This is a genomic window from Enterococcus sp. FDAARGOS_553 (assembly GCF_003812305.1).
GTDB lineage: Bacteria > Bacillota > Bacilli > Lactobacillales > Enterococcaceae > Enterococcus_D > Enterococcus_D gallinarum.
The window spans coordinates 3,092,781-3,107,366 of record NZ_CP033740.1; the positions used below are offsets into that span (position 1 = coordinate 3,092,781).

Genomic DNA, 14,586 nt, shown 5'->3' on the forward strand with positions numbered 1-14,586 from the left:
TTTGTATAAACAAAATCAAAATTTTTAATTAATTTCTGCTTTATTATACCATGACACTGTCTTTGCTAATCCCTCGTCCAGAAAAATGTTACCTTGCCATCCTAGCTTTTCAATTTTTCTTGTATCTACACCATAACGAAAATCATGACCTGGACGATCATTTACGAAAGTGATTCGTTTTTCATCGTGTTGCATCAAATCACATAGCTTTTTGACTAATGATAAATTATCAATTTCTTGATGAGAACTAATATTATAGATTTCTCCGTTCACACCTTTACGTAAGATTAAATGAATGGCTCTACAAAAATCTTCCACATACAACCAGTCTCTGATATTTGTTCCATCACCATAGACTGGTAAAGCTTCGTTGTTCTGCATTCTCATCAACATCTGTGGGATCATCTTTTCATAATGTTGATTGGGTCCATAATTATTTGCCGCACGCACGATGTTAAATGGTAAGCCATACGTTTTATGATAAGCACATACAAACTGATCAGCACTCGCTTTTGATGCCGAATAAGGAGAGCTTGGATTTAACGGACAATTTTCATCTGCATAACCTTCAGACAGCGATCCGTAAACTTCATCTGTGGAAATTTGGATAAACCGAATATTGGCTTCTTTCGCACAATCCAGTAAACAAGTTGTTCCTAGAACATTTGTTTGTACGAATAAATTTGCATCTTTAATCGAATTATCAACATGAGATTCTGCGGCAAAATTTATTAAACAATCAATTTTATAATCCTTCAACAGTCTTCTAATGAGCTGCTTATCTAAAATATTGCCTCTTACAAATCTATAACGGTGATCAGGGGAAATCTCCGATAAATACAAAATACTTGAAGCATAGGTCAAAATATCTACATTTAAGATAAAACAATGATCATCCTCTTTTAACATATGTCGAATAAAATTGCTGCCAATAAATCCTGCTCCACCAGTAATCAACAAATTCATAATATCCCCCCTAAATGACCTTCATCCGAAGTCTAAGAAATTTACATAACTCATAGCCTATGAAACATCCTAACCAATTTAATAGAATATCACTGACTGCAAAAGTTCCTACATAAAAAACATATTGCAGAGTCTCAATACCTAAAATTGTTAGCAGTGAAGTAAAAAGAAACTCATTAAATCTTTCTTTCAATCCATATAAGCCACCTAAAGGAATAAAATACAGAACATTCAAGATAGCTTCTAAAATCACTCGCCTATCTTTTACCAAAAAGTCAAAAGGATCTAAAACCAGCGCTCGATAGTGTGAAGCTTTTGCAAATAAAACAACAAAAAGCAAAAACAGATAAACACTATATACTAAATACAAATAAACAATAGATATTTTCTTTCTGGAAAACTGAATATAAAACAACCACACACTGAGAGATAGAAATGAAATTAGTGTTAACTCAGTATACTCAAAACGATTCATTGCTCTTACTAGTTTAGGATAATGCATCAATGTTGGGAACGCAACCCAATGAATGATTCCGTAGCTCGATACACAAGATGCCACAAAAGTTATTATATATTTCATCAAAGTTCTCATGAAAATGCCCGCCTTTTAAAAAAGTGATCAGCAAAATTGCTGATCACTAAATCTTTTTATAATTTTAAAGTTTTTCCGCTAGTCTCTTAAGATAAGATCGTAAATCATCTTTAATCTCTGCATGTTTCAAGCCATATTCAATATTTGCTTCGATCATGCCCAATTTATCCCCTACATCGTATCGCTTACCTTTAAACTCATGGGCAAATACACGTTGCGTCTTGTTCAATTCATCAATAGCATCTGTTAACTGGATTTCATTACCCGCCCCCCGTTTTTGATTTTCTAACACATCAAAAATTTCCGGTTTAAGTAGATAGCGACCAATAATTGCTAAGTCACTAGGGGCATCTTTAGGAGCAGGCTTTTCTACAAAATGACTAACATTGTATAGGCCTTCAGCGATTTCTTCACTTGGATTAATAGTGCCATACTTTGATGTCTCTTCATGAGGAACTTTCATAACTGCTAATGTAGAAGCTAATGTTTTATCGTAGTTATTAATCAATTGTTTAGTCAAAGGTATCGAATCTTCCATGATGTCATCCCCAAGCATTACTATGAAGGGTTCATTTCCCACAAATGCTTTTGCTTGCAAGACGGCGTGACCTAATCCCAAAGGTCGTTTTTGACGGATGAAATGCAGATTAATTCCTGTTGTTTCTTCGACAAGTGCCAACAACTCTTTTTTTCCTTTTGATGAAAGATTTGATTCTAACTCAAAATTTGAGTCAAAGTGATCCTCGATCGGGCGTTTGCCCTTACCCGTGACAACCAGAATATCCTCTATTCCTGAAGCAATAGCCTCTTCCACAATAAATTGAATCGTTGGTTTGTCAACAATTAGTAACATCTCTTTAGCTATTGCTTTAGTTGCAGGTAAAAAACGAGTTCCCAATCCTGCTACTGGAATAACTGCTTTACGAACTTTTTTGGTTATCAATATTATCAAAAATAAAGTTTAATTATCACCAAAAATATCTCTAGTGTATACTTTGTCTTCTACATCTTTTAGCGACCGTTCAAAGCGATTACTTACAATAATGTCAGAAATCCTCTTGAATTCATTAAAATCATTTATAATTTTAGAATTGAAAAAAGTTTTATCAGCAAGGGTAGGTTCATAAACCACTACCTCAATTCCTTTTGCTTTAATACGTTTCATGATACCTTGTATTGAAGAATATCTAAAATTATCAGAATTTGATTTCATTGTTAATCGATGAATACCTACTACTTTAGGCTTTTTGGAAAGGATTTGTTCCGCAATAAAATCTTTTCTGGTAGTGTTCGAATCTACAATAGCACCAATAATATTGCTAGGAACATTTTCATAATTCGCTCTTAACTGCTTGGTATCCTTTGGCAAGCAATAACCACCATAGCCAAATGAAGGATTATTGTAATGAGAGCCAATACGCGGATCTAATCCCACTCCTTCAATAATTTGACGACTGTCTAATCCTCTTGTTTCTGCGTAAGTATCTAATTCATTAAAATAAGCAACTCGCAAGGCAAGATAAGTATTTGAAAACAATTTAATAGCTTCTGCTTCTGTTGAATTAGTCAATAGAACTTGTACGTTATCATCCAAAGCACTTTCTTTAAATATATTCGCGATATCATTTCCTCGATCAGATATTTCTCCAACTACAATTCGAGATGGATGCAAGTTATCGTATAGAGCTTTCCCCTCTCGAAGAAATTCTGGTGAAAAAATAATATTATTTGTATTAAATCTGGATTTGAGCTCTTCTGTATACCCAACGGGTACTGTTGATTTAATAATAAAGACCGCGTCAGATTTAATTTTTATTGATTTTTCAATAATATCTTCTACCGTAGATGTATTAAAGTAATTTTTATCTTCATCGTAATCTGTGGGTGTTGCGATAATTATTATATCACCAAAGTTAACCGCGTCTTCAAAATTACTAGTAAACTCCAGATTCAAATCTTCTCTTTGTAAATATTCACAAATTTCTTTATCTTCAATAGGTGAAACATGTTGCTGTAAAATATTAATCTTTTCTTCAACAATGTCAAAAGCTTTTACATTTTGTCTTTGTGATAATAACAATGCGTTCGCTAGGCCAACATATCCTAGACCAAAAATGCTGATGTTCATAAACACTACCCCCATACTTAAAATTTTAAAAATATTTATTTTTTGATTCAACCAATATCATTAAGTAGGAAAAAATTAAAAGTTATTCATTATTTGGATTTTTATCTATCTTTCTCGCATTTACATAACTAAATAACGGATTTGCCCTAAAAAGTGAAGTTAAAGCAAAATAAATTGGGACAGCAATTACCACTTGTATTGCATTAGTTATCATAGTAGCTTTCAAGGAATTTGTTAGATATCTAGTAAAAGCACACATAATTACTCCTGATATAAAATAAATCCCTATTTTTTTAAAATCAAACTTAAATTTGGTACTTTTACAAAAGGATAAGACTCTAACTAAGGTAACAAATGCTTCTGCCAAAATATTTGATACTACTACACCAAAAAATCCTATGGAAGGGATAAGCAAAACATTAAAAAGAATATTAATTACGGCACCTATCAAAACTGATTTATTATATACATTGATTTCGCCAATGGGCATAAGATATTGACGTGAAACAGACATTCCTAAGGGTATAATAACTACTAGTATTGAAAATAGTGGTATTACCTTATTAATAAATAGAAAACTTTCACCAAAAAACCATGGAACTAATTTATCAAAGACAGTTAGTATCCCAAACATTATAGGAATAGAAAAAAATAGTTGGAGATTAATTGTTTTCCTAATTAATTTTATGATTTGATCAATATTATCTTTCGCAAATAAACTACTCATATGCGGTAACAAAACAATATCAAGCGTAGTAATAACAGTGATAAATACATTATTTATTTGTAAAGAATTGGTGTAAAATCCTACTGCAGTCGTTCCCAAAAAGACCCCTAAAAGGGTTTTATTTATATTTGTGTAAAACATAATAGCAATTTGAGGTATAAAGAATTTAATTGACCCATTAACATGTTTAAAACAATCGCTGAATTTTATTTTTTCAATCCGAATATAATCTTTCAGAAATGCAAGTATAAAAAATTGAGATAATAAATTGGACATTGACTGAAAAAAAGTGTACATACCCAAATCATCTGGTGTTTTTATAAAAATTATTATCAGAACAAAGTTAACAATTTGGATCGATAAGCTTACTATACTAGTTTTTTTAAAATCTTCAATCCCCATAAAAAACCAGGATACATCGAAGATAACTGAAATAATATTTATACCTTGTATAAGAAAAATAATCTTATAGGGAAGGAATAATATCAATATAAAGTAAATAGCCACTAATAAAATTGCTATAACAGCTTTAAAAATAAAAATTTCAAGAAATGTTTTTGAAAAATTCTCTTTTTTTTGCCAAGATATAGCAATTTCTCTATTGCCGTAAGTTGCTACACCTAGTCCAGCAAATAATACAAAGTACTGAACAATAGAGAAAGTATAATTATAGGCTCCAATACCACCTGGACCTAATGCTTTCGAAATAATAGGAATCGTTATAATTGGAATCAAAATTTTTACTAGTTGAAATAACGATTGATAAAAAAAATTTTTTTTTAAAGTACTCATATTAAACCTTTCTATTATTCATAATTAATTATTTCTTATACAAGATAACTCTCTTGCTCAAAAAATTATTCACTGAATTATCTTTGGTTACCAAAGAAATTATTTAGGTTTGTACATCCGTGTTTTTTTATCTTTTATATTATTATACAAATTATTCTTACGCAAACAGTTATTACAACACTCTCATTGAATGATTTGAACTAAATATTTCGTGTTTTTTTATTTTGAGAAATTTATTTACAAACAAAAAACGAAGTCAAACATAAGAAATTAAATTTGACTTTATCAAAAATAGTTTGATTTTGTCCTTAAGTGTTGAAAGCTCACTATACTTTATGTTCAACACATCTTTATACACTCCATTTTTTAAAATATGTGAATATCCTACAATGTCACTTCTTTTTATGCTCTTAAACTCATTTCTAATGATATTTATTTTATAGCTATTAACTATGAAGTTAAATTTTTCTTCACATCTCCAATTATTCACAGTATCTTCCATAGTTTTCAGCACTTCTATTTCATTAAAAAAAGTATTAGAACTATATTTTGTACGAGCCGAGCCTTCTCTATTCAAATAATACATATAATAACTATTATTATTTATAATTGCTCTCTTTACTTTTCTAAAAATTTCCCAGTTGAATTTAGCATCTTGAGCAGTAGAAAGGTTGGAAAACAAAAAATCATTTTTTTGTAAAAATTCTTTTTTATAAATCTTATTCCAAACAGCATGAATGCTTGTTTCTAAATATATATCATTTAGACTTTTTTGAAAATCAGCCGAGTTTATAGCATATTTAAATTCAGTAGGTATAAAATTAGTTATTTTATTATTATTTAAATCAAACTGTTGATAGCCAAAAATCAATATATCTGCATTTTTATTTTTAATTAAAGGTATATTTTCGCTTAATAAGTTTTCATTAATCTGATCATCAGGATCCATGAAATAAACATACTCACCTTGACTAATATTTAAACCATAGTTTCTTGCAGGGCCGCTCCCCTCATTTTTCTTAGTATATAATTTAAATCTTGTGTCTAATAAGAGTTCCGAAAAAGTTTTATTTGTCAAATCTGTAGATCCGTCGTCTATAAATATAGCTTCATAATTAGTAAACTTTTGTGACTTTATTGACTCAACGCATCTTTCTACGTAATCTTCCACGTTATACATTGGTATTATTATTGAAACATCTATTTTTTTACTCATTTTACGCCTCTCCTTTATAATATATACTAGATATAATCCATAAAATACTTATTTCTGGATGTAAAGGTGTATTTTCTGTTATCCCAAATATAAGGTAACAAACAACCACTACTAAAAATATGTATTTTTTATCTTTAATAGCTTTACTCAGTATACTGAAAATTATTATGCCAGAGAGTGAAATAGCTACGATGCCATAATTAATAAGCAATGTGAGATAAACATTATCTAATATATGATATTGTAGAAAATATCTTTCTGCAAACTCTTTTGAAAGAGTCGGTAATTGTTGTCCAAAAATATCTACCCCATAATAATTATATATAGATTTATAAAGGCTAATACGTCCAGAAGACAACAAATTAAGTTTATCAAAGTTTAGTGGCCCTATCTTTTCTTTAGTAACAATGAGAAGAATTATACTTATTATTATAAAAGGACTGATTAACAATATTTTTTTTACAATTGAATTGTTCAAAAATGAGGGGAAAGTTTTAATCAAGAAAATAAAACATATAATTACAATTCCTGTAAGTAGAGAACTCCTAGAATTATTAATATAATTATTAAGAAAAAGCAGGCTTATACTAATAAAGTAGTGTTTGAAACGAAGATTGTTCCAATTCACTAATAATATTTCGAAACAGATCAAAAAGATAAATGCCCCCAGAGTGTTTGGATGCCTAAAACCTAGAGAGTGTCTAATAATGTCACCTCGGTAAGAAATCATATCTGGAAAAACACCAATAAGAAAAAGACTAAAAATTAATAATAGCATAAAAATTCTTATTTTGAGATCATTTTTAAGAAAACTATGAATATCTATATTAAATGCTCCAATAAAAAAAAGACTAAAAAAGAGAAATGTTGATGTTCCAGAAAAAAAAGTAGAAAGCATAACGATCGATATCCCAAATATAACAAAGATCCATTGGTATATCATATGTTTTCCTACAATAAAATTACAGAAAAGAATTACAAGTACAAAGATTTGTAATATCATACTCAAATTATTTACTATTGCATTTGAGTTAAAAGAGGGATTGCCTAGTATCAACATTGCTATCATATATAAAAATGAACACAAATTAAGTCTTTGAGTTGAATCTAAATACATTTTCAATTTATATCTCCTTCTATTTGGATTTCATTTTCGTATTCCATAAAAATGTAATTAAAGAAATCCATATATTTAGAATAAAATTAGGAAGAAATAACATTGATCCCATAAATTTGAACATCAAAGATACTTCCTTCAACTGCTTAATTGTTATCTTATTTTTCATAAGCTGGTTACTTTTTCTTATTTCCTTATCCAATTTGTTTCGTGATATTTTTCTCGAATGATTATTAAGCATTATCAAGTTTGAATACATTGCTTTAATTTCTTCTTTTTTTAAATCTCTAGAGGTAATAAAACTCGATGTACGACTCCTTCTAATAGAATCAATTAGTAAAAATCTTTTCTCTAAATAATCCTCTCTAAAAGAAAAGGTTAATGACTGAAAATTTATTCTATAGTAATAATATACCTCGTCAAGAACAATCCATGTTTTTATATATGGCAACAATGATATATTAAACAATAAATCTTCTCCCATATCTAGGTCTGTATTGAACCAAATATTATTTTCTCTAATCAGATTTAAGTTATACAACTTGTTGGAGGCAGAGTTAAAATAATACTTATTGAAAAAAGGGCGAAAATAACTGCAAATATTGGAGTTACCTGCAATAGTTTTCTTCTCAAAGGGATTGTTCTCAGTAAAATCGATATTCTCTTCTTGAACGAACCTTTTCATATTGGTAGACACTACGCTATAATAATTTTTCATATTATCTGAGAGAGCTTTAATATATGTGGGAGGAATAACATCATCGCTATCTAAGAAGAAAATATTCTCTCCTTTAGCTATATTTATACCTATATTTCTTGAATTTGAAACTCCAGAGTTATTTTTTTTAATTATTTTTGAGTATATTTTAGTATCTACATGGCTTGCAAAAAATTGATTCACTATATCTATAGTTCGATCATTTGAACCGTCATCAATGATAACAACTTCAAGTGGTCTATAAGTTTGCTTATAGACACATTCTAGGGTTCTACTAATGTATAACTCAGAATTATAGCAAGGGATCACGATGCTAATTAATTTTGATTTCATTTTATCTCCTTATAGATTTAGAACAACTTATTTTTGTAGATTTTCCATAGTACATTAGTTACCTGTTCTAAGTCATATTTATTAATTTCGTCATTACTTGTTTCAATAAATTTATTAGTAATTTCTAATTTATTAACAAATTCATTCAAACTTTGCACAAAATTTTCTTTTACATGTTGATCCAAAGCAATTATTTTACCATTAGAATATCCTTCAATTAAATCAACATTTCCTCTACAACCTGTAACCAGACATGGAATATTTGTAAACATTGCTTCAATTATATTTATCGGCAATCCTTCCTGTAATGAAGTAGATATGTATATATCAGCTGCTTTTAAATATTCTGAAACGCTAGTTGTATATCCAGTCATTATAATTTCATTGTTTAAATGCTTTTCTTTTATTAACTCTCGAATTTCTGGAAAAAGCAAACCTTCACCGAGTAAAAATAATTTTAAATTAGGAATATTATTTACAGCATCCGACATAATATCTATAATTAATCGTTGATTTTTTCTTTCAGATATTTCTGCTACATATAGTAGCACTATATCATTATCTTTTATACTTAATCTTTTTCTTGCACTTAGGTATTCTTGCTTAGTGGTTTTATGAAACTTTTTTTTATCTACACCAACACCGTTAATTTGTATAATTTTTTCTTTTCCAAAAAATTTTTTTGCAATCAAAGTATCTTCTCTGTTCATAGTAAGGATTACATCTGTGATTTTTGCTAGTAAATATTCTATAGGAAAGAAAATAAGCCAAAAAGATAATGGCGCTCCTTGAAAGAAATGGAAGCCATGAGCTGTATATATTATTTTAGGGCTTTTCCGCAGAAATGATATAGCTGCAAGTCTCCCAATAGTAGCACCAACGGGTGTATTTACATGAATAACATCATAATTTTCTTTCTTTATAATTTTTTTTAATAAAAAAAACGATTTAATATTATTAAACTTAAAAGGACTTCTTTCAAAAGGTATAGAGTATTTTTTCGATACCTTAGCAAATTTCTCTTCTCCTCTGGCAGCAACATGAATTTCTGTTCCGTTTTCTGAAAGTTTTTTGATAAGTGGTAAATGAAAATGTCTTATATGCTGGTCTACAGTAGCAACCATTAGAATCTTCTTGCACATTTATCTTGCTCCCTCACCAGTAAATATAATTTTGATTGTTTTAAAAATAATCTTCAAATCTAAAAGGAATGATCGATTCTCTATATAATACATATCAAGTTCTAATTTTTCTTGAGGCGTTATTTCGTAACCTCCATTAACTTGTGCCCATCCAGTTAAACCAGGTTTAACAAGTAATCTATCATTAAAATCTGGTATTGCTTTTAAGAACTCATCAATAAAGATTTTTCTCTCTGGTCTTGGTCCTATGAAACTCATTTCACCTTTATATACATTTATTAATTGAGGCAATTCATCAATTCTAGTTTTTCGAATAAACTTTCCAATACCGGTAATTCTTTTATCATTTTTATCTGCCCACTGTGCTCCATTAATTTCTGCATTGTTTCTCATTGATCGTAATTTGTATAGCGTGAATTCTTTACCTTTTAATCCTACCCTTTTTTGCTGATAAATTGGGGACCCAGGACTTTCAATAAGTATTAAAATACAAAAAACAAAAACAATTGGAAAAACAGTTATACCAATAACAATTGAAAATAAAATATCAAAAATTCGTTTACTTATTCGATATACTATTTTTTTATTTTTTATTCTTCTCACACTTTCACTTTTCCTATTACACTCCACAATTAGTTCCCCTTTTTTAATTTGTTTTCTGAATAAAATCTTTTAATCCTTCGAACGTTGAAAATTGACAAGAAAAACCGAGTTTTTTTAGATTCGATATATCTGCTACGGATTTTTCAATATCTCCTATTCGTTTATTCATATATTCTATTGGAAGGTTTATTGAGTAAACATTATCTAAAAAATTAATTATCTGATTTAGAGATGTTTCTTTCCCAGTTCCAATATTATAAACTTGACCTACTGATTCTTTGTGCTGTGATATCAACATTAACGCAGTTATAACATCTTCAACATAGATAAAATCCCGACTCTGATTTCCGTCTCCATAAAGTTTAAAATGAGATTCTTTTCCATTTAAACAATCAAAATAATTCTTCATTAATATTGAAATAACCCCAGAATATGGTGAATTTGGATTTTGATTTTTACCAAAAACATTAAAAAAGCGAACAGCTGAAGTTTTTATACCATATAATTTATACGCATTAATGACGGTTCTTTCTGAAGCAAATTTATCAATTGCATATTGGTTTAACGGTATAATTCGAGAAGTTTCCTTTTTAGGTAATATAGGATCATCTCCGTAAATTGCAGCTGAGGAAGCAAAAACAACTCTAGAAATATATTTTTGATATTTCTTTAACAGTTCTATATTCCTCAACACACTAATGTAATTTACTTCATGTGTTTCAATAGGTCTCAAAATTGAATCAGCTACACTAGCTACTGCTGCTAAATGGAAGATATAGTCAAATTTAAAGTCCTTATATATTTTTTCCATTAAATCATAGTCAGTCACCGAGCCTTCAATAAAAGTTAAATTTTCATGTTTCAACAAATTAGATTTCTTCCCCATTGAAAGGTCATCAATTACTACCACTCTTTCACCAATGGATAGAACATAATTTGCTAGTGATGAACCAATAAACCCAGCTCCACCTGTTATAAAATAAGTCATAAACTAAGCCCCCTAAAATAACCCAAACTTTTTCTTTTTTATCATTGTGTATTCTGGATAATCGATTTGATCTCCATTTATCAAATCTTTCGCCACTTGTTTCATTAAAGCCACTTTATTTGGATCAAAATCTTTGGCGATTTGCTCATAAGCCTCTTTCATATAAAAAGTCCGTTTCTTGACTCCGTGAGCATCTGAAGCTACCATCTGAACCAAATTGTATTCAACCATTGATTTGGCCGTTTTTTGAATGTCTTTTCCAAAGACTCCCATATAGCTTGGAGCTGTCAATTGTGCTATACACCCCATTTCTAGGAATGGAATCAAATTATTTGGATTTTTTCTAAAATAGGCGTTTCGCTCTGGATGCACGATAACTGGTGTCTTTCCAAGACTCTTCAACTCAAAAAAGACTTGTTTGGAATATGTTGGTACTTCCATGGTAGGAAATTCTATCAAAATATACGTATCGTCCAGATCCGTAAATAAAATCTCATCATTACGAATATCCTCAATTAAATCTCCTGTTATCCGTACCTCTTGTCCTTCTAATACGGTCAACGGCAAATTTCGCTGGTCTAATTCTGATTGCAAAGAAGAGACCAACGAAATAACGTCAGATTTTGGATTGTGATATTTCCCGTTATTGTGATGTGGGGTACACAGGATGTGAGTGATTCCTTGACTGATGGCTTTCTCGGCCATCGCAATACTTGCTTCCATCGTTTCGGCACCATCATCGATACCAGGTAAAATATGACAATGTAAATCAATCATTTCGTTCGTCTCCTAATTCATTAATTCCCGTAATAATAGTAATAGCCTGAATCTTTGTTATTCTCTGCTCCGTTGTAGACTACCCCTAATACGCGAGCTTGCACCATATTCAATAATTCTTTTGCCTTTGTTAATGGCTCTTTGCGGGAAACATTTTCGCGCACAACGAGAATCGTCCCATCTGCTTTGGACGCCATGATCTGGGCGTCCGTTACTGCCACTACTGGCGGCATATCAAAAATCACGATGTCATAGAGTTTCTTTGCTTCCGCCATCACTTGGTTCATTCTAGATGATCCCAATAATTCCGAAGGGTTTGGTGGTTTAGGACCACTTGGTAAAATGGAGAGATTGTCGATCACTGTTTGTTGGGCTGCCTCAGCTAGATTCGTTGAAGTGCTCAAAACTGTACTAACGCCCACATTATTCAGTAAATTAAACGTTTTGTGGACGGTGGGTTTCCGCATATCTGCATCCACTAACAATACTCGTTGTCCTGATTTTGCAAAGACCACTGCTAGGTTAGCAGATGTGGTCGATTTGCCTTCGCCTGGTCCCGAAGAAGTGACGACTAATGTTTTTATTTGTTGATCCGCTGAAGACGCAAATTGAATATTGGTTCGAATCGTCCGATATTGTTCTGAAATAGGAGAAGAAGGATCCACTAAAGTGATCAGACTTACTGCATGGGTTTGGATCCCTTTACGTTCTTGTTGTTTAGCCATGTCTCTTCCTCCTATACTCTCGAACGGCTGCGACGAGATTCCGTCGTTTTGTCATTCGTTGGTTTCTTCAAAGTTGGTCTTGTTGGTTTCTTTTGGATCGTCGCATTTAATTCTTTTTGCGACATTTGAGGTACAGTCCCTAAAATCGTATAGCCAATCGTATCGGTAACAAATTTGTCGTCTTTTACGGTACGATCTAATAATTCAAATAAGAAAGCAAGTCCGACACCGACCATCAGCCCCAGCACTAATCCAATAGCCAAATTTAATTTATTATTTGGCGATACCGGTGATGTGCTGGCAACAGCACTTGAAATGATGGAAATTTTGTCCACATTCATGACGTCTTTGGCATTTTCCTGAAAGACTAGTGCTGTGGTGTTGGCAATTTTTTGGGCAGTCACCGCATTCGGGTTGGTTGCTTGAATCGAAAACATTTGGGAATTTTGTGACTGATTGACGGCAATCGCATCTTTGATCTCTCCAGCCGTCATTTTGACATTGCTTTCTGATTCCAGACGATCTTTGACTTCGTTCAATACTAAGTCACTGACGATCATGTCTTTATACGTATTGATCATTTGCAGATTGGTATTGACATCATTGACATTTGCGGTTTCCGATTGCGGCAGTGTCACGATCAATTGGGCTTGTGAACTATACTTTGGTGTGATCACAAAGAACGTTGCAATTCCTGCAAGTGCCAAGCCGGCAAACATGGCAATAATGATTGAAGCCAAGTGTTTTCGCAAGACTTCAAATATCTCTTTTAAGCTAATTGTTTCTTCCATTTCTTCTCCACTTTCTTATTCATTCTCAAGATTTAATTGTTCTTTCAGTTCTGTTTGAACTCGATTCAGTTCTTCCTCACTAACCCGTTGGTAGGAAATGCCATCTTGCATGAAGCCTTCCCCTTTAAGTTGATCTTGTTTGATCGTTTTGAAAGCATCCCGATAATCCAATGCAATCGTCCGCATATTATCAAAACTCATATCTGTCTTCATATTGCTTTCGACAGCACTCAAGATATCTTGGTATTTGCTGACGCCATCAAAGCTCAACACTTTCTTAGCAATTCCCTCAACGATTTTGCGTTGTCGTTCTTGACGGCCATAATCGCCATTGGGATCTTCATGCCGCATACGGGAATACGCCAATGCTTGATCGCCATCTAGAGTGATTTTTCCAATCGTGAAATCATAATTGTCTTGACTAAAAGTCAGGTCGTTATTGACCTCAATGCCTCCCACGGCATCTACCAATTCTTTCAGACCGGCCATATTGATTGAGATGTAATGATCTACTGGAATATCTAAATATTTTTGCACGGTATCCATCGACATTGCAGGACCACCAAATGCATAGGCATGATTGATTTTGTCTTTCGTACCATGACCGACAATGTCCACATAAGTATCCCGAGCAATACTAACGATCGTTGTTTGTTGATCTTCTGGACTAACCGTCGCTACCATCATCGTATCTGAACGGCCTTGATCGACACGTCCCAAGTCCCCAGTATCGATCCCCATCAATAGAACTGAAAAGGACTCTTGTTTTTTTAAATCAACAGGATTTTCCCGTTTCTTTTCATCTTGTGAACGCTCCACTGATTCATAGGTCTTTTGGATCGAACCGGATAGATCCATGTATAACTTGGCGCCGATTCCTACCACACCGATCACGAGCACTGCAACGATTCCAAAAATAATCAAAAAAATCTTTTTTCCTTTTGACATAATTATTCCTCCAGTTGGCTCTT

15 protein-coding genes are annotated in these 14,586 nt (G+C 31.7%); all 15 read right to left on the reverse strand.

What is annotated here, in order from left to right; translation table 11 throughout:
• Positions 1–24 precede the first annotated feature (24 nt).
• The 15 genes from rfbB to EGX73_RS15355 all read right to left on the reverse strand — a co-directional run bounded on the left by rfbB (position 25) and on the right by EGX73_RS15355 (position 14,563).
• On the reverse strand, positions 25–966 hold the full coding sequence (rfbB, locus tag EGX73_RS15285; protein ID WP_003126058.1) for a dTDP-glucose 4,6-dehydratase: 942 nt from the start codon (positions 964–966) through the stop codon (positions 25–27).
• Positions 967–976: 10 nt separating this feature from the next.
• On the reverse strand, positions 977–1,558 hold the full coding sequence (locus EGX73_RS15290) for a VanZ family protein (RefSeq protein WP_113849514.1): 582 nt from the start codon (positions 1,556–1,558) through the stop codon (positions 977–979).
• 64 nt (positions 1,559–1,622) lie between these two features.
• Positions 1,623–2,498 (reverse strand): UTP--glucose-1-phosphate uridylyltransferase GalU, encoded by an 876-nt coding sequence (gene galU, locus EGX73_RS15295; RefSeq protein ID WP_123867089.1) that lies wholly within the window; start codon positions 2,496–2,498, stop codon positions 1,623–1,625.
• A gap of 21 nt (positions 2,499–2,519) precedes the next feature.
• The gene (locus EGX73_RS15300) at positions 2,520–3,686 is read right to left on the reverse strand and encodes a nucleotide sugar dehydrogenase (protein ID WP_123867057.1); all 1,167 of its coding nucleotides are present in this window, start codon (positions 3,684–3,686) and stop codon (positions 2,520–2,522) included.
• A gap of 82 nt (positions 3,687–3,768) precedes the next feature.
• On the reverse strand, positions 3,769–5,205 hold the full coding sequence (locus tag EGX73_RS15305) for an oligosaccharide flippase family protein (RefSeq protein WP_123867058.1): 1,437 nt from the start codon (positions 5,203–5,205) through the stop codon (positions 3,769–3,771).
• A 256-nt stretch (positions 5,206–5,461) separates the two neighbouring features.
• On the reverse strand, positions 5,462–6,421 hold the full coding sequence (locus tag EGX73_RS15310; RefSeq protein ID WP_113849511.1) for a glycosyltransferase family 2 protein: 960 nt from the start codon (positions 6,419–6,421) through the stop codon (positions 5,462–5,464).
• A 1-nt stretch (position 6,422) separates the two neighbouring features.
• The gene (locus tag EGX73_RS15315) at positions 6,423–7,544 is read right to left on the reverse strand and encodes a hypothetical protein (protein ID WP_123867059.1); all 1,122 of its coding nucleotides are present in this window, start codon (positions 7,542–7,544) and stop codon (positions 6,423–6,425) included.
• A 13-nt stretch (positions 7,545–7,557) separates the two neighbouring features.
• Complete coding sequence (locus EGX73_RS15320; RefSeq protein WP_113849509.1) at positions 7,558–8,589, reverse strand: glycosyltransferase family 2 protein; 1,032 nt, start codon at positions 8,587–8,589, stop codon at positions 7,558–7,560.
• 17 nt (positions 8,590–8,606) lie between these two features.
• The gene (locus EGX73_RS15325; protein WP_123867060.1) at positions 8,607–9,731 is read right to left on the reverse strand and encodes a glycosyltransferase; all 1,125 of its coding nucleotides are present in this window, start codon (positions 9,729–9,731) and stop codon (positions 8,607–8,609) included.
• Positions 9,732–10,334, reverse strand: coding sequence for a sugar transferase (locus EGX73_RS15330; protein WP_253764173.1), 603 nt, complete (start codon positions 10,332–10,334; stop codon positions 9,732–9,734).
• A gap of 43 nt (positions 10,335–10,377) precedes the next feature.
• Positions 10,378–11,322 (reverse strand): NAD-dependent epimerase/dehydratase family protein, encoded by a 945-nt coding sequence (locus EGX73_RS15335; RefSeq protein WP_123867062.1) that lies wholly within the window; start codon positions 11,320–11,322, stop codon positions 10,378–10,380.
• Between the two features lie 12 nt (positions 11,323–11,334).
• Positions 11,335–12,099: a tyrosine-protein phosphatase gene (locus EGX73_RS15340; protein ID WP_123867063.1), complete on the reverse strand. Its 765-nt coding sequence runs from the start codon at positions 12,097–12,099 to the stop codon at positions 11,335–11,337.
• Between the two features lie 20 nt (positions 12,100–12,119).
• Positions 12,120–12,824, reverse strand: a complete 705-nt coding sequence (locus EGX73_RS15345) for a CpsD/CapB family tyrosine-protein kinase (RefSeq protein ID WP_029486613.1) — start codon at positions 12,822–12,824, stop codon at positions 12,120–12,122.
• An 11-nt stretch (positions 12,825–12,835) separates the two neighbouring features.
• Positions 12,836–13,615: a YveK family protein gene (locus tag EGX73_RS15350; protein WP_005470963.1), complete on the reverse strand. Its 780-nt coding sequence runs from the start codon at positions 13,613–13,615 to the stop codon at positions 12,836–12,838.
• A gap of 15 nt (positions 13,616–13,630) precedes the next feature.
• A complete protein-coding gene (locus EGX73_RS15355) occupies positions 13,631–14,563 on the reverse strand; it encodes an LCP family protein (protein WP_029486612.1) in 933 nt (310 codons plus the stop codon).
• Between the last annotated feature and the right edge of the window lie 23 nt (positions 14,564–14,586).